The following is an 18795-nucleotide window of genomic DNA, read 5'->3' as shown; positions in this document are numbered from 1 at the left end:
ACTTTCTCCCTAAACCATAGCAAAGCTTTGCGCCGAGACCATGCCATGAATTTGAGTTTCAAGAGCCACGGCACATTCGGCATCTTGCGGGTGGACGACAGCCGCATCGATGCCAGCGTCGCCATCGCGTTCAAGGACCGCTTCCGCGATCTGGTATCGGGCAGCAGCGGCGATGTCATTCTGGATCTGGCCAAGGTGGATTTCCTTGATTCGAGCGGGCTGGGCGCCCTTGTGGCGGCGCGCAAGCTTCTGGGCGCGGGTCGGGTGCTGGAATTGGCTGGGCTGACGCCCGCGGTCGACAAGGTGATGACGCTGACGCGCATGACCACGGTATTTCCCATTCACCCTGACGCACAGGCCGCCGTCGCCGCGCGCAATGCGCAACCTTCGGCCACACCATGACCGGCCCAAGCTGGCGCGAGGGGCATGGTGACCTGATCAGCGTTTGCTTCTGCGCCGAGGTTGGGGCGGTGCGCGCCGCGCTGATTGCAGTCGATGCCAGCTTGCAGGAAAAAGGCATCGATCGTGATTTGCGCGACCGCGCCCAGATCGCTCTGGCCGAGGCCTGCAACAACATCGTCGAACACGCCTATCCCGTCGGCGACACGATCAAGGCGATGATCGGGCTGGATATTGCGGATGACCGGGGTGGCTTGCAGATCACCTTGCGGGACCGTGGCCTGCCCATGCCCGATGGGCAATTGCCGGGCATCGCGTGGCCAGCCATCGATCCGGATGATCCGCTGACCCTGCCCGAAGGGGGGTTTGGGTGGCCGCTTTTGCACGGCATGGCCCAGGCGCTGTGCCTGTCGCGGCAAAGCGGGCAAAACATCCTGCGCTTCCACCTGCCCCGCATCGCAACACATCGACAATAGACGCAAAACGCCTTGTGATTGACCCAATTGGTCCGCACCGCTGCCTTTTTGGGGCGGAAACTCGCACAGGTAGCGTCTTGGCTACCCTCGGCGTCGCGTGACACAGCCCCCAGCCAGCGCGCGACGTCGAGGCCCGTCATGGCCGCCTTTCGCCCCCAAGGCGGCCGGATCGGCGTAGCGACCTTTTTCGGTCCCCCCTTGCCCTCGCCGCGCCCCCGGTTACCTTGCGCCCACGTTGCACGAGGGAGGGACAACCGATGCGCGATTTTCACCAGCCCGGCCGATCGGCCGTTTTCGCCGATCAGGGCATGTGCGCCACGTCGCACCCCTTGGCCGCGCAGACCGCCATCGGCATCTTGCAGGCAGGCGGCAATGCCGTGGACGCCGCGATTGGGGCGGCAATCCTTTTGGGGTTTTGTGAGCCGCAGATGACCGGCATCGGCGGCGACATGTTCGCCGTGATCAAGACACCGGGATCGGATGACATCATCGGGCTGAATGCCTCGGGGCGTGCGCCCGCAGGTCTGAGTGCCGCCGCATTGCGCGCTGCCGGCCATGCGACCATGCCGCTCGATTCGCCCCATGCGGTGACTGTGCCGGGTGCGGTCGCAGGTTTTTGCAAGCTGCATGGCGACCATGGGCGGATGCCGCTCGATCAGGTGCTGGCGCCTGCGATACATTATGCCGTTGCCGGTATTCCCGTTGCGCCGCGAGTGGCGGCGGACTGGAACGAATCGGCCGCGTCCCTCAAGGGTGAGGCTGCGCAAAGCCGGTTCCTCATGGCGGGCCATGCCCCCCGCATCGGCGCGCGCTTCGCCGCCCCCGGTCAGGCCGAGGTGCTCAAGCGCATCGCAGCCCAAGGCCGCGCCGGTTTCTACGAAGGTGAGGTGGCCGCCGATATGGTGGCCAGCCTGCGCGCCCTTGGCGGCACCCATACCGAGGCCGATTTCGCCGCCCAACAGGCTGATTATGTCACGCCCCTCCGGTCACAGTACCGTGGCGCAGAACTGATCGAACTGCCCCCCAACGGACAGGGTGCAACGGCGATGCTGCTGTTGAACATCCTCGAAAACTTTGACCTTGCCGCGCTCGACCCATGGGGTGCCGAGCGTGTGCATCTTGAGGCCGAGGCGACCAAGCTTGCCTATGACGCGCGCAACCGCTTTCTGGCCGACCCCGATCACATGACCCGGCTTGACCACCTGTTGTCCAAGGACACGGCGCGCAAGCTGGCGGCCCTGATCGACCCGAACCACGCAATGGCGGATGCCAACCGCACCTCCGAGGCGGTGCACAAGGAAACCATCTACATCACCGTCGTCGACCGCGACCACATGGCGGTGTCGATGATCTATTCGATCTTCCACAGCTTTGGCTCGGGTCTGGCCTCGGACAAGTTCGGCATCCTGTTCCACAACCGTGGCGCGGGCTTCACATTGGCCGAAGGCCATGCGAACGAGGCCGCTGGCGGCAAGCGGCCAATGCACACCATCATCCCCGCGATGCTCAAGCTGGCCGATGGCAGCGTGATGCCCTTTGGCGTGATGGGCGGGGCCTATCAGGCGGCGGGCCATGCGCGGTTCGTGACCAATGTCGTCGATTACGGCCTGCGCCCGCAGCAGGTGATCGATGCCCCCCGGACATTCGCGGAACTGGGCGAGTTGAAGATCGAACGCGGCTATGGCGCGGATGTGCGCGCAGCGCTTGAGGCAAAGGGCCACAAGCTTGTGACCCCCAACCTGCCCATCGGCGGCAGTCAGGCGATCCACATCCATCCCGATGGCGTGCTCGAAGGCGGGTCGGACCCGCGCAAGGATGGCATCGCGCTGGGGTATTGAGCGATGGCGATCACACCCGTGAAGGACATGGTGATGGCGGCAAAGGCCACCATCACCAGCCTGTCCACCGACACCGCCGCGGCCGAGGTCGCGGCGGGGCGTGCAGTTTTCGTCGACATCCGCGATCCGCGCGAACTGGAACGCGAGGGGCGTCTGCCCGGCGCGATCCATGCCCCGCGCGGCATGCTCGAATTCTGGGTCGATCCCGCAAGCCCCTATCACAAGGAAAGCCTTGCCACCGACAAGCGGCTTATTCTTGTGTGCGCGGGCGCATGGCGGTCGGCGCTGGCGACCAGGACGCTTCAGGATATGGGGCTTGCGAATGTCGCCGAAATGGAGGGCGGATTTTCCGCGTGGAAAGCCGAAGGGCGGCCCATCGACTGATCTTGGCGCCGATCAGTTCAACTGGAATTCCAGCGGATAGCGGCCATCGCGGAATTCACCGAACAGATCGGGCAGATCGGGGTGATCGACCGGCTCGCCGCTGTCGTCGGGCACCAGGTTCTGCTCGGACACATAGGCGACGTAATAGGTCTGATCGTTTTCGGCCAGCAGGTGATAGAATGGCTGGTTTTTTGCCGGGCGCGCCTCTTCGGGGATGGCGGCGTACCATTCATCGGTGTTGGCAAATTGCGGGTCGATATCGAAAATGACACCGCGAAACGGGTGCTTGCGATGCCGCACCACCTGACCCAGACCAAACTTTGCCGTGCTTTTCAGCATAAAGCGCAACCCTCTTGAAGCTGCTGGATAACGCGCGCATGGGGGGATTGTCCATGAGTCGCGGCACTTGGTGAAGGGATCAGGGTGTGGAAATCGTTCTGACGGTGCTGGCGATTGTGGCGCCTGTTTTCCTGCTGGGCAGCATCGGCTTTGTCTGGGCGCGGGCTGGCTATGATTACCCGACCGAGTTCGTCACCCGCATGGCGATGACGCTGGCGGTGCCGTGCCTGATCTTTACCGCACTGATGCAAGCCGATATCGCGCCCGCTGCGTTGACCGCGCTCAGCCTTGCGGCACTGGTCGCCTATGGGGGGGTGATCGCGCTAAGCTGGGCCTTGGTCGCCACGCTGGGGCTGGATCGGGCCGCCTATGTCGCGCCGCTGGCGTTCGGCAATACGGGCAATCTGGGGCTGCCCTTGGCGCTTTTCGCCTTTGGCGACGCAGGGCTGGGAATGGCCGTGGTGGTGTTTGCGGTGATGGCGATCCTAAGTTCCACCATCGGTCTGTGGCTGGTGGCGGGGGGGGCCGCGCCGAGCAAGCTGTTGCGCGAGCCGCTGCTTTGGTCGGCCCTCTTGGGTGGGCTGTTCCTGACGATGGGATGGCAGACACCCGATTGGATCACCCGGGCGCTGGGGCTGATCGGACAGATGTCCATTCCATTGCTGCTGATCACGCTGGGGGTGGCCATCGCGCGGCTGAAGCCGGGGCTGATCGGGCGCGCCGTCTGGCTGTCGGGGATCAAGCTGGCGCTCGGGCTGGCGGCGGGTGTGACCGCCGGCCGGGCCTTTGGGCTGGAGCCTACAGCCTTTGGCGTTCTGGTCTTGCAACTGGCCACACCTGTCGCCGTGACCTCCTATCTTCTGGCCGAACGCTATCGCGCCGATCCCGATGCGGTGGCCGGTCTTGTCATGGTCTCGACCTTGATGTCGGTGGCGACCTTGCCAGTCACATTGTCGTTTTTGCTGTAAATGTACCCAACACTCAGCATTCCCTTGGGGACGCTTTGCAGCTACACTTTGCGCCAAGAAATCCGAAAAAATCGGACCAGAGCAGAAATAACAGGCAAGAATCATGAAAAGACGGTCTTTTATCGTCGGTTCGTTTGCTTTGCTCGCGGCTGGCTGCGGCGAAGGCAGAGGAACCACCAGAGCGCCGCGCAACCTTGATGATGGCTGTGCCTTTGCGTCGGAACGGCCGCAATACATGCGGGCCATGCAGCGGACCGAACGGCGCTGGGGCGTGCCGGTTCACGTCCAGATGGCCACCTTTCATCAAGAAAGCCGCTTTGTGGGCGGGGCGCGACCACCACATCGCTATGCCCTTGGGTTCATTCCTATGGGGCGCGCAAGCTCGGCCTTTGGCTACAGCCAGGCGCTGGATGGAACATGGGATGAGTATCGCGCCGCAACCGGCAAACGACGTGCGCGCCGGACCGATATCGATGACGCCTCTGATTTCATGGGCTGGTACATGAACCGCACCCGTGACCGAAACGGCATCGCGCTGACCGACGCCCGCAACCAGTACCTGGCCTATCACGAAGGTCATTCGGGTTTTGCGCGCGGCAGCCACAATTCCAAGGCATGGTTACTGCGCGTGGCCGATGACGTGGCCGCGCGGGCAGAGATGTATCGCGGGCAATTGGAACGCTGCCGCCGCTGACGGCCGTCAATTGCGGCCGCGTTCCTGAATTTCCGCGGTGATGTTGAAAAGTCTCGACGACAGCTGCCCGCCCCTGGTCAGATCGTCGAACACCACCATGGTCTGCGCCCCGGTGGCATCGGTGATCACCCATTCGCGCAGCGCAATCGGATCATCGGAAAACACCAGCTCGATGGTGCCGTTTTCGGGGCGGTCCGGGTCTTGCGCCAGAACCCGCGTGGTGGTGCCATCCGTGCCATGGCCGATCACCATGCCCGATCCGGCCAGATCGACACGGCGCGCAAGGATCAGGTTCAAGGGTGTCTTTGACAGCGGGTATTGCTCGGGAACGCTGTTCGAACGTCCGTCGAAAATCGCCACCTGCTGACCGCCCGCAATCACCAAAAGATCCTCGCTGTCATATTCGAACCGCATCCGCCCCGGCCGATGCAGATAGATATCGCCGGTCGAAACCGAGCCATCGGCGTTGATCTGACGAAAACGGCCCGCTGCGGTCTCGAGCGTGTTGAAATAGCCCGACAGATCAGCCAGCGACACAAGCTCGGCCCGCGCAGGCAGAGCCGCGCCAAAGCTCAGGGCAAAAAGAAGGCACAGATGTTTCATGGGCCCAAGATAGGCTTTTTCATCCCGCGATGAAGCGGTTTGCGTGCCGCTCACGCAACTGTCAGGCAATCGCCGATCAATCTTGCTCGGGGACAAGGATTTCCCGCTTGCCAACGTGGTTGGCCGTGCTGACCAGCCCCGCCTCTTCCATCTGTTCGACCAGACGCGCGGCCTTGTTGTAGCCCACACCCAGCTTGCGCTGGATGTAGGAGGTGGAACATTTGCGATCCTTGATCACGATGGCCACCGCCTGATCGTAAAGCGCATCTTCGCCATCGGTGTTGCCGCCAGTGTTCAGGCCCAAAACCGTATCGATATCGCTTTCGCGATCCTCATCGGGGCTTTCCAGCACGCTCGTGGCATAGACGGGCGGGCCAAAGGATTTGAGATGGCGCACGATTTCCTCGACCTCTTCGTCGCGCACAAAGGGGCCGTGAATGCGGGTGATCTTGGCGCCGCCGGCCATGTAAAGCATGTCACCCATGCCCAGAAGCTGTTCGGCACCCTGTTCGCCCAGAATGGTGCGGCTGTCGATCTTCGATGTGACGTGAAAGGAAATCCGCGTCGGGAAATTGGCCTTGATGGTGCCGGTGATCACATCGACCGACGGGCGCTGGGTGGCCATGATCAGGTGGATACCGCTGGCGCGCGCCATCTGGGCCAGACGCTGGATGCAGGCCTCGATTTCCTTGCCGGCGACCATCATCAGATCGGCCATCTCATCGACGATCACGACGATGAAGGGCATGGGCACAGGCATGAATTCTTCGGTTTCAAACACCGGATCGCCGGTGACATCGTCAAAGCCCGTCTGATAGGTGCGCTTGAACATCTCGCCCCGCGCCAGCGCATCCTTGACGCGGCCGTTGTAGCCATCGATGTTGCGCACGCCCATCTTGGACATCTTGCGGTAGCGTTCCTCCATCTCGCCCACGACCCATTTGAGGGCGACAACCGCCTTTTTCGGATCGGTCACAACCGGCGACAACAGATGCGGGATGCCGTCATAGACGCTGAGTTCCAGCATCTTGGGGTCGATCATGATCATCCGGCATTCTTCAGGCGACAGCTTGTAAAGCAGGCTCAGGATCATGGTGTTGATCGCCACCGATTTCCCCGACCCGGTGGTGCCCGCGATCAGCAGATGCGGCATCTTGGCCAGGTTGGCGATGATCGGATCACCGCCGATATCCTTGCCAAGGGCCAGCGGCAGGCGGTGGTTGCCGTCGCCAAAGCTGCGATGGCTCAGAAGTTCGCGCAACAGCACCTTTTCGCGGTGTTCATTGGGCAATTCGATCCCGATCACCGAACGCCCCGGCACCGTCGAAACCCGCGCCGACAGGGCCGACATCGACCGCGCGATATCGTCGGCCAGACCGATCACCCGGCTGGCCTTGAGACCCGGCGCGGGTTCAAGTTCGTACATGGTCACAACGGGGCCGGGGCGCACGCTGACGATCTCGCCCCGCACACCGTAATCATCAAGCACGCTTTCAAGCATGCGGGCGTTTTCCTCCAGGGCCTCATCGCTCAGATGCGGGCGATGGATCGGGATCGCGTCGGGGTTTTCCAACAGCGACAGCGACGGCGGCTCATAGCTGGGTTCGACCCGCCCCTGTAGCGGCAGCAAGGGCTGCGCATCGGCCTGTGCCTGTCTGGAGGGGGTGGGCTTGCGCGCGACATCGCGCTGCATCACACGGCGCGGCACCTCGGCTTGTGGCAGGATCGGGGCCGGGCCACGGGCCACGAATTCGGGCTCGGGCATGTCATCGTCGAAACCGACGTCGTCGGACGCATCAGGCTGATCGCTGGCATCGGTCGTATCCTTGACGGCGACCAAGGACGTCGTGGCGTGGCGCGCGGACAGGGGCGGTGCCACGCGACGCGCGGCCGTCAGCGGCGGCTCGATCCGCTGCGCGCCCTGAGGGGCGCCACCCCCGGTGGCCGTCGCAGCCAGCAGCGCCGCACCGGTGGGCGGCACAAGGGCGGGGCGCGCCACAGGATCGGCCACCAGCTCGGGCCGACGCACGCGCGACTGGATCACATCGCTGATGCGGGCGCGGATACGGTCTTGTTCGGCGGTGTCATGATCATCTGTCGGCAAGCCGGCGAAAGGGGCCGTCCGGGCCGCCGCATCGCGCATCCGCAGCAGCGGCAAACGTGCCAGCAAGCCAGCGACACGATGGGGCACGGCGGGGGCGGACGCCACGGGCATCTTGCGCATTGTGCGATCGCCAGCACCATCGCCATCGCCATCGCCATCGCCGCGCCGGGGAAACTGCCCCGCGCCTTGCCGTTCGGTGCGCGCACGAACAAGCCCGGTCGCGGCCCGACCCGCACCCGCGCCCGCCATGCGCAAACCGCCGAAAACAAAAGCGAACCCTGTCACCAACGCCACCAATGCGAAACGCAGCCCATGGCGGAACTCGACCCGGTTCACGCCCATGACAAACAGCGTCATCGCAAGCCCAAGGGCAAGCGCCACGGCCGCCAGGAGCTTCAGGCCGATGTGCGGCGGCATCGGCAAGGCGTTGAGCACCGCGCCAAGGATCGTGTCCCCAAACAGCCCGCCCAGACCAAAGCTGTGCACCCATGACTGCGGCGGTGTGATGCTGGCCGCAAGGATCGACGCAAGCGCAACCGCGATGGGCAAGAACACGACCCGCCCCAAGGCGCCGTATGCACGGTCGCTGCGCAAGAACCGCACACCCCAACCACAAGCAACAAGCGGCAAGACCGCCGCGCCATAGCCCGTGATCATGATCAAGATCGCGGCCACCGAGGCGCCGAAATACCCCAACAGATTTTGCGGCTCGGCATCGGTTGCAGCCATGAAATTGGGATCGTCGGGCGCATAGGACCACAAAAGCGCCGCAAGCGCGGCACCCAGAACAACAAGGGCGGACCCGATCGCTTGCTGACCAAACCGCATCAACATTTCCTGCATGCGGTCATCGAGCAGGGGATCACGCTGTCTGGTCTGATAAGCCATACCTGTCCGTCCTCATTCGCCGTACAGGCATGAGCGCAACCGCGTCAGCCCGTCGCGCATTTCTTCCTCGGGCGCCACCATCGCCACGCGGAGCCGGTCGGCGCCGGGCGTCACGCCATCGACCGCGCGCGCCAGATAGGCACCGGGCAACACGCGCACCCCTGTCTCACGCCACAGTTTCAGCGCCGCCCCTTCGCCATCGGCCACGGGCAGCCACAGGAAAAACCCCGCCTGCGGGGGGATGTAGCCCGGCACATCACCCAAGATCGCATCGGCGATGGCGTATTTCGTGCGATAGAGCGCACGGTTTTGTTCGACGTGATCCTCATCACCCCATGCGCGGGTGGCGACCGCCTGCAACGGCAAGGGCAGCGGCGCGCCCGCGTAATTGCGCAGCTGCTTAAGGCGCGCGATGCTGTCAGCGCCACCTGCGGCGAAACCAGACCGCAAGCCCGGCATGTTCGACCGCTTGGAAAGCGAATGAAAGATCACCACCCGCTCGGGGTGGGCCCCCATCTGGTCCGCGATTTCCAGCGCACCGGGCGGGGGCATGTCGCGATACAATTCGGAATAGCATTCATCGGCGAAGATCTGGAAATCATGCCGCTCGGCCAGCGCGATCAGATCGCGCCACCACCCGGCATCCGCCACCGCGCCTTGTGGGTTGGCGGGCGAACACAGATAGGCAATCGCCACCCGATCCAGGATTTCGGGCGAAAGGCTGGCGTAATCCGGCAAATCGCCCGTCGCGGCGGTGGCGGGCACATAGACGGGTTCCGCCCCCACGGCCAGCGCGGCCACGGCATAGACCTGATAAAAGGGGTTTGGCATCAAGACGATGGGCTTTTGCCCGCGCTTGGTTTCCGGGCACAGCGCCAGACAGGCGTTGAACAGCCCCTCGCGTGTGCCGTTCAACGGCAACACCTGGGCATCGGCCCGGACACTCACGCCATAGCGCCGCGCAATCCAGGCCGCGATGGCGATCTGCAATTCGGGCGTGCCGTCATTGGCGGGGTAGCGCCCGATCCCTTCCAGGGTGTCGGCGATCACATCGCCCACCCATGCCGGAAAAGGGTGACGCGGTTCGCCGATGGTCATATGCACGACCGGGCCGCCCGGCGCATGCACGTCGAGCAGCTTGCGCAAGCGCGGAAACGCATATTCGGGCAGGTTCGAAAACCGCTCGGGAAACACCATGGCACTGCCTCACCATCGGGGTCATCTCGCCCCGTTTGGAAACAGGCTACAGTGTCCCGGCGCGGCGGTCCACAAAAAGCATTGCGGTTTCAGAAAGCTGTGGCCTTCAGGTCAACACCGCCTCGGCCGCAGCACCCAATCGCAACAGCCGATCCTCGGCCATGGGGGCGGCCAGCATCATCACGCCGCACGAGGCAACGCCGCTGGGCAAGCTCAACCCGCACAGACCCATCAGGTTTCCGACCCGCGTGTTGCGCAGCGTGATCAGGTTCTCGGTGACGTAGTAATCGGGGTCGGTCATCAGGCGGTTCACATCGGGCGGCAGGTTGGCCACCGTCGGCAACAGCACCGCGTCATAGCCCGCCGTTTCCGCCAGCCACAGCGCGCGCAGCGCGCGCAGCCGGCGCCAGGCCGCCACATAATCGGGCGCGCTGAAATCCTTGCCACCGCGGAAGCGTTCCAGAATGCGCGGATACATCTTGTCTGGCGCGGCCTCGATCACGTCGCGCCATGTGCCGTAGCCTTCGGTGGCAAACAGCGCCGGCGACAGGCCCATCGCCTCCTCGATGCCGGCCACGCGGCCCGTCTCGATCCGCGCGCCCGCCTGCGACAGCCGGGTCAGGGCACCGGAAAACGCGGCCCCCGGCCCATCGCGCACATCGCTGGCATAGGGTTCCAGAACCAGAAACCGCGCGCCCGACAGGCTGGCCCCGCCCAACTCGGTGGCCACGCCCCGTTCCAGAACCGCCAGCAACCGGGCGCAATCCTCGACCGTGCGGCAGAGCGGCCCGACCGTGTCAAAGCTTTCGGCCAAGGGCACGACACCCTTGAGGCTCAGCCGCCCATGGGTGGTCTTGAGCCCCACCAGATCGTTCCACGCCGCCGGAACCCGCACCGATCCGCCGGTATCCGACCCGATGCCGGCCGCCGCCAGACCAAAGGCGACCGAAGCCGCCGCCCCCGACGATGACCCGCCCGGTGCAAGGGCCGGATCGTTCACATTTGGCGGCGTGCCGGGCAAGGGATCGGTGTTGCCGCCATAGGCGGGGTTCAGGCCAAGCCCGGAAAAGGCCAGTTCCGACATATGCGTCTTGCCCAGACAGACCGTGCCCGCCGCGCGCGCATGCACCAACACTTCGGCATCGGCATCCGGCACGCGCCCTTCCAACAGCAGCGATCCCGCCTCGGTCACGGTGCCCGCCGTGTCGAACAGGTCCTTCCAGCTGATCGGCACCCCATCGAGCAGGCCCTGCCGCGCCCCGGTCCTGGCGCGCGCATGCGCCGCTTGGGCCTCGGCGATGGCGCGCTCGGGCGTCAGGCGCACATAGATGCGCTGGCCATGGGTGTGCCGGCGCGCCGCCTCCAGATAGGCTTCGGTCAATTCGACCGGATCGATCCGCCCCGCGCCGATGCCCCGCCCCAGTTCGCTTGCGCTCATCCACAGCCAATCCGACATGCCCACTCTCCCCTGCCCATGTTGTCGCGGGCAAGGCTACAACCGGTCTGCACCATGGACAATCCCACCCCGCGACCCATAGTCGAACGCATGGCGCATGATGCGGACATCTTGATCGTTGGTGGCGGGCTGAACGGGCCCTGCCTTGCCTTGGCCTGTGCTCAGGCGGGGCTCAGCAGCATCGTGATCGACGCGCTGGCGCAAGACACCCGCATGGGCGGGCAATTCGATGGCCGATCCTATGCGCTGGCGCTGGCCTCGGTGCGGATGCTGGACGCGCTGGGGCTTTGGGACGGGCTGTCGGATCACGCCCAGCCGATCTTGCAGATCAAGGCCTCGGACGGGCGGGCGGGCGAAGGGGCTGCGCCGTTTTTCCTCCATTTCGACAGCGCCGAACTGGAAGAAGGGCCGATGGGCCACATGCTGGAAGACCGCCATTTGCGCCGGACACTTCTGGCGGCGATGGACGATCACCCAAGGATCACGCACCGCCCCGGCATGAGTGTGGTGGCGCAAGCGACCGACGGCGCGGCGCGGGTGACGCTGGCTGATGGCAGCGATCTGACGGGCCGCATTCTGGTGGGCGCCGACGGGCGACGCTCGGGCACGGCGGCGCGCGCGGGCATCAAGCGCACGGGCTGGAATTACGGGCAGACCGCGCTGGTTGCGGCCATCGCGCATGACCGCCCCCACCACGGGATCGCCCATCAATTCTTCATGCCGCCGGGGCCCTTGGCGATTCTACCGCTGACCGGCAACCGATCCTCCATCGTCTGGTCGGAACGTCATGATGATGCCAAGCGTCTGATGGCCGCCGATGATGCCGCCTTTCTGGATCACCTGCGCCCGCGTTTTGGCGATTTTCTGGGTGACATCACGCTGGCCGGGCAGCGGCACAGCTACCCTTTGGGCTTGAGCGTGGCCAATGCTTTCGTGGCAACGCGGCTGGCGCTGGTGGGCGATGCAGCACATGGCGTGCATCCGATCGCGGGTCAGGGGCTGAACCTTGGGCTGCGCGATGTGGCCGCGCTGGCCGAGGTATTGGCCGATGCCACACGGCGCGGCGAAGACATCGCCGCATCCGATGTTCTGGCGCGCTACCAATCCTGGCGACGCTTTGACACCGCCGCGCTTGCGCTGGCGACCGATGGCGTGAACCGTCTGTTTTCCAATGACAACCCAGGCCTCAGGGCGATCCGCGACATCGGCATGGGCGTGGTCAGCGCCATCCCCGCATTGCGGCGGGGGTTCATGCGACACGCGGCCGGGCTGACCGGGGATCTGCCGCGTCTGTTGCAGGGCCGCGCGCTTTAGGGGCCGATGTGGGTTCCAGCAGACCGCTGCCCGCGCCCGCCGCCCGTCACTCCAGCTTGCGCGCCTCGCTATCGAGCATGATCGGAATGCCGCCGCGGATCGGATAGGCCAGATTGGCGGCTTTCGACACCAGTTCCTGACGCTCGGCATCGTAGCTGAGCGGCGCATGGGTGATGGGGCAAACCAGCGCCTCGAGCATGCGACGGTCGATCGGCACGATGTCGTCGGTCATTGCATCATCTCTTCGGCCGATCCCCCGCGCAGCGCAAATTCGATCAGCGTCACCAGCGTTTCGCGCCGGGTGCCAAGCGACGGGGCCTCAAGCAGGGCCTGTTTTTCCTCGGGGTCAAAGGGGCAAAGCATCGACAGCGAATTGATCAGCAACTCATCCTCGGCTTCCTTCAGGCTGCTCCAATCGGTCGAGAGCGCCATCGCATCGAAATAGCGGCCCAAAAGATCCAAAAAGCGCGGCCGGTCAAAGCCACGATCCTCTTCGGTGGGGCCCAGATCGGCGGAAAACCCATCCCATGACACGTCGCAGCGGCGATAGGGGGAAAAACCCGTCACCTCGTCGCGGATGCGAAAGCGTGACATGCCCGACAGCGTGATCAGATAGCGCCCGTCCTCGGTCTCGGAAAACTGGGTGACGCGCCCGGCGCAGCCGATGCTGTGCAGGCGCTTTTCCTCGGATCCCGGCACGTCGCGCGGTTGCACCATCCCGATCAAGCGGTGCGGCGTTTTCAATGCATCGTCAAACATCGCCAGATAGCGCGGCTCAAAGATATGCAGCGGCAACCGCGTGCGCGGCAACAACAGCGCACCGGGCAGCGGGAACACCGCGATTGTGTCAGGCAGGTTTGCGGTGCGTAGCATGGGCATGGACCCAGACCCCCAGAACGTTCAGGCGAAAATCATCGATGACAACCTGCGCCGGCCGGTCAGCGCGATCGGGTCTTGTGGCTTGAGCGCATCGAAAATCGTGAACAATTGCGCCTTGGCGGCCCCGTCGTTCCAGTCGCGGTCGCGGCGGAACAGTTCCAAAAGCGCATCCACCGCCTCTTGCACCTGACCGGCGGCATGCAGCGCCAGCGCATAATCGAAGCGCGCCTGATGATCGGCGGGGTTGGCCATCACGGCGGCCTCCAGATCGGCCAGCGGCCCGGCCTGGGCCGCTTGGCGCGCCAGCGCGATCTGGGCGCGCACCGCTTCAAGCAGCGGCGCCTTCGCGATGGCGGGGGCCGCCGCGTTCAGCACCGCTTCGGCCTGATCCAGCTGATCCAAGGCGATATACGCCCGCGCCAGCCCCGCCAGGGCGGTGACATTTTCCGGCTCTTCCTCAAGGATCGCGGCAAAGGTCTGTGCCGCGTCCACCGCGGCCCCCTCGGCCAGCATCTGTTCGGCCGCTTCCAGCGCCTCGGCCAGACCGCCGTCGCCACCCAAGGCGGTCAGGCGCGCGATGAAGTCCTTGATCTGCCCTTGCGGCACGGCGCCCTGGAACATGTCCACCGGGCGGCCCTGAAAGAATGCCACCACCGTCGGAATGGATTGCAGCGGCAATCCCTGCTGCGCCAGAGCTGCCGCCAGTCGCTGTTCGCGGTCCACATCGATCTTGACCATGCGCACCTTGCCACGGGCGGCGACCACGGCGGCCTCCAGCATCGGGCCCAGTGTCTTGCACGGGCCGCACCATGTGGCCCAGAAATCAACGATCACCGGCACATCGGCGCTACCGTCGATCACGTCGGCCATGAAAGTCGCCTCGGTGCCGTCCTTGATCAGACTGGCTGCCGCGGGGGTGCCTTGGGGGGTTCCAAGCTCCAGCATCGGGTGTCTCCGTCACATCTGCGCGTGTTCATGCCCTATATGCGTGCGCTGAGGGCCCGCGCCAAGGCCTCAAAGGTCGAATGTCGCAAAGACCGGCACATGATCGGAGGGCCGATCCCATCCGCGCACATCGCGCAAGATGCGGCTGCTATGCGCGGCGGTGGCGATATCGCCGGTGGCCCAGACGTGGTCGAGCCGCCGACCGCGATCGGCCGTATTCCAATCCTGTGCGCGATAGGACCACCAGCTATAAAGCAAACCTTGCGGAATATCGGCGCGGGTCACATCGACCCAGCCGCCCGCCTCTTGTGCCTGTGCCATGTGGTCGATCTCGATCGGGGTGTGGCTGACCACGTTCAAAAGCTGTTTGTGGCTCCAGACATCATCTTCGCGCGGCGCGATGTTGAGATCGCCCACAAGGATCGATTTTCCCGGCCGCTCGGCCCCGAACCAGTCGCGCATCTCGGTCAGGAAATCGAGCTTGTGGCCAAATTTCTCATTGATGGTGCGGTCGGGTTCATCGCCGCCTGCGGGCACATAGACGTTGTGGATCGTCACGCCATTGTCCAGCCGGGCGGCGACATGGCGGGCGTCGCCCTTGGCGCAGAAATCGCGCTGGCCCGCATCCGTCAGCGGCAGACGCGACACGATCGCCACGCCATTATAGCCCTTTTGCCCGCGTGCGACCATGTGGGGATAGCCCAGCGCGGCAAAGATCTCGGCCGGGATCTTGTCGACAGGGGATTTGCATTCCTGCAAGCACAACACATCGGGCGCCTCATCTGCCAGCAGTTTGGCCACCAGATCGGCGCGCAACCTGACGGAATTGATGTTCCATGTGGCAAGGGTGAAGGGCATGGGCGGGCTCCGGCAGGGATCATCGGCTTTGGCACGGGTCTAATGACCCCGGCGCCCGATGGCCAGAGACCAGCGTGCATCGGCCAAGAAAGAAGGCCCGAACCAAGGGGTCCGGGCCAAGTCCATTAGGGAGGTGATGCAGCCAGCATCTGATACAATCAAGGGTTGATCCTTGATCTGTATCAAACGGGCAGCGCGCGATGATCACGCCACCAGCCGATACCCCCCGCTTTCGGTGACCAACAGGCGCACATTGGACGGATCGGTTTCGATTTTCTGCCGCAGCCGGTAGATATGGGTTTCCAGCGTGTGCGTCGTGACACCCGCGTTGTAGCCCCAGACCTCGTGCAGCAGCACCTCACGGGCGACCACGCCATCTTGTGCCCGATAGAGATACTTGAGAATGTTGGTCTCTTTCTCGGTCAGGCGGATCTTCTTGAGGTCTTCGGTCTCGAGCAGCTTCATCGCGGGCTTGAAGGTATATGGCCCAAGCTGGAACACCACGTCCTCGCTTTGCTCATGCTGGCGCAGCTGGGCGCGGATACGCGCCAAGAGCACCGGAAAGCGGAACGGCTTGGTCACGTAATCATTGGCCCCGGCATCAAGGCCAAGGATGGTATCGGCATCGCTGTCATGGCCGGTCAGCATCACGATCGGGCATTTCACGCCCTGCTTGCGCAGCAGCCGGCACAATTCGCGCCCATCCGTATCGGGCAGACCCACATCAAGGATCACCAGATCATAGAGCGCCTCCCTGGCACGCTGCAGGCCTTGCGCGCCGGTTGCGGCTTCGAACACGTCGAAATCATCGGTCATCACAAGCTGTTCGCTCAATGCCTCGCGCAGGTCGTCATCGTCATCGACAAGCAAGATCTTTTTCAACGTGGCCATCGGTGGCTCCTTTGTCGCGGTCAGATCACAAGCTTTGCAGGGTAGGGTGATTTGACAAGCATCTGACACGCGATGTCACGGCCTCGTGTCGGAATGCGGGGGATTGTTTCAAATTCCGCGCGCGGCAAGTATGGATGCGCCATGAGCCTGTTGCCCACCCCTGCTGAACATGCTGCGCGCGCGCGCTCGGATCTCCGGGTCGGGCTGCCCGTGGTGTTGGGCGCGGGCGCTGCGGGGATCGTGGTTCTGGCCGCCGAAACGCTGAGCGCGTCGCGGCTGGCGGCCTTGCGGGCGCTGCCGGGACGGCCCGTGGTGGCGATCACGCAGCGTCGGGCAGAAACGCTGAAAGCGCGCGCCTATGACGGCGATCTGGCGCGCATCCTTTTGCCCGGCGATGTGGATGCCGATTGGGTGCGCGCGCTGGCCGATCCCGCGCGCGATCTGGCGGCCCCGCTCAAGGGGCCGCTGATCAGCGCGCGCGATGGCGCGGCCGGGTTGCATCGTCTGGCGCTGGGGCTGACCAAATCGGCACAGCTTTTGCCCGCGCTTGTGGCGGTGGAAACCGACCGGCCCGCCGCCTTGGCCGCCGGGCTGGGCGCGACCTTGCTTGACCCCGCGCCGCTGGCCGCCGATCTGGCGCGCCACCACCCGCTGTTGCCCGTCGCCGCCGCCCGTCTGCCGATGGAAGCGGCCGAAGCCGGGCGGCTGCACATCTTTCGCCCCGAAAACGGCGGTGTGGAACATTACGCCATCGAAATCGGCCGCCCCGACCGGGGCCAGCCGGTGCTGGCGCGGCTGCATTCGGCCTGTTTCACCGGCGATGTGCTGGGCAGCCTGAAATGCGATTGCGGCCCGCAACTGCGCAGCGCGCTGGCCGAAATGGGCCGCGCGGGCGCGGGCGTGCTGCTCTACCTCAACCAGGAGGGGCGCGGCATCGGGCTGGCCAACAAGATGCGCGCCTATTCGCTGCAAGATCAGGGTTTCGACACGGTCGAGGCCAACCACCGGCTGGGCTTCGAGGATGACGAGCGCGATTTTCGCATCGGCGCCGATCTGTTGCGCAAGATGGGCTTTGGCGCCGTGCGCCTGATGACCAACAACCCCGCCAAGGCCGCGATGATGCAAGCCGAAGGGCTGATCGTGGCCGAACGCGTGCCGCTGATCACCGGCACCAACCGCCACAACGCGCATTACCTGTCGGTCAAGCGCGACAAATCGGGGCATCTGCTGTGAAGGCGCAAGATATGGTCGTGACGCCCATGGGCCTGCGGTTCCGGGGCCGGATGTTTCCCTGCAGCCTTGGGCGGGGCGGCGTGACGCGGGCCAAGCGCGAGGGCGACGGCGCGACGCCCGCCGGGGTGCATGGGATCGTGGGCTGCCTTTATCGGCCCGACCGCATGGCACGGCCCTGTGACTGGGCGGTGCCGATCCGGCCCCATGATCTGTGGTGCGATGACCCAAGGCACGAGGATTACAATCTGATGGTGCGCGCGCCCTTTGCCGCCAGCGCCGAGGTGCTGCGCCGCGCCGATCCGCTGTATGACATCGTGCTGATCACCGACTGGAACTGGCCGCGCGCCGAACGGGGGCGGGGATCGGCGATTTTCATCCATGCATGGCGCAAGCCGGGGCATCCGACGGCGGGCTGCGTGGCGCTGGCGCCCGATGATCTGGCGTGGATCGTGGCGCGGATCGGGTTTCAGACGCGGCTGGTGGTGCCCGAAACTTTGGCCCCTGCCTAGGCCGGGGCGTCCGGCGCGGCCTGAATGCGTTCCCCGAAAATCGCCGAACCGACGCGCACATGGGTGGCACCCAGCGCGATGGCGGTCTCGAAATCACCCGACATGCCCATCGACAGGCCCGAAAGCCCGTTGCGCGCGGCCATTGCGGCCAGCATGGCGAAATGGGGGGCGGGGTCATCCTCGGCGGGGGGGATGCACATCAGCCCCACCAGCGGCAGGCCAAGCGCCCGCACCTCGGCCACGAATCGATCGGCCTCATCGGGCAGAACGCCCGCCTTTTGCGGCTCGGCGCCGGTGTTGACCTGAACGAACAGAACGGGGCTGGTGCCGCGCTCATCGGCCAGACGGGCCAGCGTGGTGGCAAGTTTGGGCCGGTCGAGCGTGTGGATCACGTCGAACATCTCGACCGCCTGACGCGCCTTGTTGGTCTGAAGCGGGCCGATCAGATGCAGCGCGATGGCGTCAAAACGCGCCTGAAACGGCGGCCAGCGGGTGGCGGCCTCCTGCACGCGGTTTTCGCCGAATATGCGCTGACCGGCGGCAAGCACCGCCTCGACCCGGTCGGGCGGCTGCACCTTGGACACGGCGATCAGCGTCACGGCCCCCGGCGGTCGCCCGGCTGTGGCGGTGGCTGTCGCGATGCGGCTTTGAATATCGATCAATCCCATGCCGCCAGCTTAGGCCAAAAGAAAAGAGCGGGCGCAAGGCCCGCTCTTTCCCGAAAGCTAAATCTGGCGCGATCAGAAGGAGAAGTTCACACCAAGAGCCAAGGCGGACACACAATAGAAAAGGGGCGGGCTTTCGCCCACCCCGATCCTGT

General features: G+C 64.8%; 20 protein-coding genes. 9 read left to right on the top strand and 11 right to left on the bottom strand.

Features of this window, described 5'->3' with window-relative positions; translation table 11 throughout:
* The first annotated feature begins 45 nt into the window (after positions 1–45).
* The 4 genes from Q0094_RS11800 (at position 46) to Q0094_RS11785 (ending at position 3097) form a co-directional block, all read left to right on the top strand.
* Entirely contained in the window at positions 46–402 is a 357-nt protein-coding gene (locus Q0094_RS11800) for an STAS domain-containing protein (RefSeq protein ID WP_297619682.1), read from the top strand.
* Entirely contained in the window at positions 399–875 is a 477-nt protein-coding gene (locus Q0094_RS11795; RefSeq protein WP_297619679.1) for an ATP-binding protein, read from the top strand. The genes Q0094_RS11800 and Q0094_RS11795 overlap by 4 nt, the downstream gene beginning before the upstream one ends.
* Positions 876–1132: 257 nt before the next feature.
* Positions 1133–2713: a gamma-glutamyltransferase family protein gene (locus Q0094_RS11790; RefSeq protein WP_297619676.1), complete on the top strand. Its 1581-nt coding sequence runs from the start codon at positions 1133–1135 to the stop codon at positions 2711–2713.
* Positions 2714–2716: 3 nt separating this feature from the next.
* Positions 2717–3097: a rhodanese-like domain-containing protein gene (locus Q0094_RS11785; protein ID WP_297619673.1), complete on the top strand. Its 381-nt coding sequence runs from the start codon at positions 2717–2719 to the stop codon at positions 3095–3097.
* Positions 3098–3109: 12 nt separating this feature from the next.
* Here the strand turns inward: Q0094_RS11785 and hspQ are convergent, their stop codons facing one another.
* Positions 3110–3436, bottom strand: coding sequence for a heat shock protein HspQ (gene hspQ / locus Q0094_RS11780; RefSeq protein WP_297619670.1), 327 nt, complete (start codon positions 3434–3436; stop codon positions 3110–3112).
* 86 nt (positions 3437–3522) lie between these two features.
* On the opposite strand from hspQ, the gene Q0094_RS11775 reads away from it, so the two are divergent.
* On the top strand, positions 3523–4404 hold the full coding sequence (locus tag Q0094_RS11775) for an AEC family transporter (protein WP_297619667.1): 882 nt from the start codon (positions 3523–3525) through the stop codon (positions 4402–4404).
* A gap of 103 nt (positions 4405–4507) precedes the next feature.
* Complete coding sequence (locus Q0094_RS11770) at positions 4508–5098, top strand: lytic transglycosylase (protein WP_297619664.1); 591 nt, start codon at positions 4508–4510, stop codon at positions 5096–5098.
* 6 nt (positions 5099–5104) lie between these two features.
* Here Q0094_RS11770 and Q0094_RS11765 read toward each other — a convergent pair whose 3' ends face one another.
* The 4 genes from Q0094_RS11765 to Q0094_RS11750 form a co-directional block, all read right to left on the bottom strand.
* Positions 5105–5701 (bottom strand): outer membrane lipoprotein carrier protein LolA, encoded by a 597-nt coding sequence (locus Q0094_RS11765; RefSeq protein ID WP_297619661.1) that lies wholly within the window; start codon positions 5699–5701, stop codon positions 5105–5107.
* Positions 5702–5777: 76 nt separating this feature from the next.
* Positions 5778–8693 (bottom strand): DNA translocase FtsK, encoded by a 2916-nt coding sequence (locus Q0094_RS11760; protein ID WP_297619658.1) that lies wholly within the window; start codon positions 8691–8693, stop codon positions 5778–5780.
* Between the two features lie 12 nt (positions 8694–8705).
* Complete coding sequence (locus tag Q0094_RS11755; protein WP_297619705.1) at positions 8706–9887, bottom strand: aminotransferase class I/II-fold pyridoxal phosphate-dependent enzyme; 1182 nt, start codon at positions 9885–9887, stop codon at positions 8706–8708.
* Positions 9888–9996: 109 nt separating this feature from the next.
* Positions 9997–11346 carry an amidase gene (locus Q0094_RS11750; protein ID WP_297619655.1) on the bottom strand — a complete coding sequence of 450 codons (1350 nt, stop codon included), beginning with the start codon at positions 11344–11346 and terminating at the stop codon, positions 9997–9999.
* 54 nt (positions 11347–11400) lie between these two features.
* Here Q0094_RS11750 and Q0094_RS11745 point away from each other — a divergent pair, with 54 nt between their 5' ends.
* Positions 11401–12660, top strand: coding sequence for an FAD-dependent monooxygenase (locus Q0094_RS11745; RefSeq protein WP_297619652.1), 1260 nt, complete (start codon positions 11401–11403; stop codon positions 12658–12660).
* Positions 12661–12706: 46 nt separating this feature from the next.
* Here the strand turns inward: Q0094_RS11745 and Q0094_RS11740 are convergent, their stop codons facing one another.
* The 5 genes from Q0094_RS11740 to Q0094_RS11720 all read right to left on the bottom strand — a co-directional run bounded on the left by Q0094_RS11740 (position 12707) and on the right by Q0094_RS11720 (position 16233).
* Entirely contained in the window at positions 12707–12892 is a 186-nt protein-coding gene (locus Q0094_RS11740) for a Trm112 family protein (RefSeq protein WP_297619649.1), read from the bottom strand.
* The gene (locus Q0094_RS11735) at positions 12889–13533 is read right to left on the bottom strand and encodes an LON peptidase substrate-binding domain-containing protein (RefSeq protein ID WP_297619646.1); all 645 of its coding nucleotides are present in this window, start codon (positions 13531–13533) and stop codon (positions 12889–12891) included. The genes Q0094_RS11740 and Q0094_RS11735 overlap by 4 nt, the downstream gene beginning before the upstream one ends.
* Positions 13534–13560: 27 nt before the next feature.
* The gene (locus Q0094_RS11730; protein ID WP_297619643.1) at positions 13561–14484 is read right to left on the bottom strand and encodes a tetratricopeptide repeat protein; all 924 of its coding nucleotides are present in this window, start codon (positions 14482–14484) and stop codon (positions 13561–13563) included.
* A 69-nt stretch (positions 14485–14553) separates the two neighbouring features.
* On the bottom strand, positions 14554–15342 hold the full coding sequence (locus Q0094_RS11725; protein ID WP_297619640.1) for an exodeoxyribonuclease III: 789 nt from the start codon (positions 15340–15342) through the stop codon (positions 14554–14556).
* 204 nt (positions 15343–15546) lie between these two features.
* The gene (locus Q0094_RS11720; RefSeq protein WP_297619637.1) at positions 15547–16233 is read right to left on the bottom strand and encodes a response regulator transcription factor; all 687 of its coding nucleotides are present in this window, start codon (positions 16231–16233) and stop codon (positions 15547–15549) included.
* Positions 16234–16374: 141 nt separating this feature from the next.
* Between Q0094_RS11720 and ribA the strand changes: the two genes are divergently transcribed.
* Both ribA and Q0094_RS11710 read left to right on the top strand, forming a co-directional pair.
* Positions 16375–17466: a GTP cyclohydrolase II gene (gene ribA / locus Q0094_RS11715; protein ID WP_297619635.1), complete on the top strand. Its 1092-nt coding sequence runs from the start codon at positions 16375–16377 to the stop codon at positions 17464–17466.
* Entirely contained in the window at positions 17463–17975 is a 513-nt protein-coding gene (locus tag Q0094_RS11710) for a L,D-transpeptidase family protein (protein WP_297619632.1), read from the top strand. The genes ribA and Q0094_RS11710 overlap by 4 nt, the downstream gene beginning before the upstream one ends.
* Here Q0094_RS11710 and Q0094_RS11705 read toward each other — a convergent pair.
* The gene (locus Q0094_RS11705; protein WP_297619629.1) at positions 17972–18643 is read right to left on the bottom strand and encodes a YggS family pyridoxal phosphate-dependent enzyme; all 672 of its coding nucleotides are present in this window, start codon (positions 18641–18643) and stop codon (positions 17972–17974) included. The two genes, Q0094_RS11710 and Q0094_RS11705, sit on opposite strands and share 4 nt — an antisense overlap.
* Positions 18644–18795 lie beyond the last annotated feature (152 nt).

The organism is uncultured Roseicyclus sp. (genome assembly GCF_937892565.1).
Lineage (GTDB): Bacteria > Pseudomonadota > Alphaproteobacteria > Rhodobacterales > Rhodobacteraceae > Roseicyclus.
Note: the sequence above shows the minus strand (reverse complement) of the source record. Positions and strands in the feature narration are given on the sequence as shown.

Bases quoted from the DNA above. Each gene is read 5' to 3' on its own strand.
- Q0094_RS11745 (WP_297619652.1), top strand. From the start codon at position 11,401: ATGGACAATCCCACCCCGCGACCCATAGTCGAACGCATGGCGCATGAT.
- hspQ (WP_297619670.1), bottom strand. From the start codon at position 3,436: ATGCTGAAAAGCACGGCAAAGTTTGGTCTGGGTCAGGTGGTGCGGCAT.
- Q0094_RS11800 (WP_297619682.1), top strand. From the start codon at position 46: ATGAATTTGAGTTTCAAGAGCCACGGCACATTCGGCATCTTGCGGGTG.
- Q0094_RS11705 (WP_297619629.1), bottom strand. From the start codon at position 18,643: ATGGGATTGATCGATATTCAAAGCCGCATCGCGACAGCCACCGCCACA.
- Q0094_RS11765 (WP_297619661.1), bottom strand. From the start codon at position 5,701: ATGAAACATCTGTGCCTTCTTTTTGCCCTGAGCTTTGGCGCGGCTCTG.
- Q0094_RS11725 (WP_297619640.1), bottom strand. From the start codon at position 15,342: ATGCCCTTCACCCTTGCCACATGGAACATCAATTCCGTCAGGTTGCGC.
- ribA (WP_297619635.1), top strand. From the start codon at position 16,375: ATGAGCCTGTTGCCCACCCCTGCTGAACATGCTGCGCGCGCGCGCTCG.
- Q0094_RS11785 (WP_297619673.1), top strand. From the start codon at position 2,717: ATGGCGATCACACCCGTGAAGGACATGGTGATGGCGGCAAAGGCCACC.
- Q0094_RS11795 (WP_297619679.1), top strand. From the start codon at position 399: ATGACCGGCCCAAGCTGGCGCGAGGGGCATGGTGACCTGATCAGCGTT.
- Q0094_RS11770 (WP_297619664.1), top strand. From the start codon at position 4,508: ATGAAAAGACGGTCTTTTATCGTCGGTTCGTTTGCTTTGCTCGCGGCT.
- Q0094_RS11760 (WP_297619658.1), bottom strand. From the start codon at position 8,693: ATGGCTTATCAGACCAGACAGCGTGATCCCCTGCTCGATGACCGCATG.
- Q0094_RS11790 (WP_297619676.1), top strand. From the start codon at position 1,133: ATGCGCGATTTTCACCAGCCCGGCCGATCGGCCGTTTTCGCCGATCAG.
- Q0094_RS11740 (WP_297619649.1), bottom strand. From the start codon at position 12,892: ATGACCGACGACATCGTGCCGATCGACCGTCGCATGCTCGAGGCGCTG.
- Q0094_RS11750 (WP_297619655.1), bottom strand. From the start codon at position 11,346: ATGTCGGATTGGCTGTGGATGAGCGCAAGCGAACTGGGGCGGGGCATC.
- Q0094_RS11720 (WP_297619637.1), bottom strand. From the start codon at position 16,233: ATGGCCACGTTGAAAAAGATCTTGCTTGTCGATGACGATGACGACCTG.
- Q0094_RS11735 (WP_297619646.1), bottom strand. From the start codon at position 13,533: ATGCTACGCACCGCAAACCTGCCTGACACAATCGCGGTGTTCCCGCTG.
- Q0094_RS11730 (WP_297619643.1), bottom strand. From the start codon at position 14,484: ATGCTGGAGCTTGGAACCCCCCAAGGCACCCCCGCGGCAGCCAGTCTG.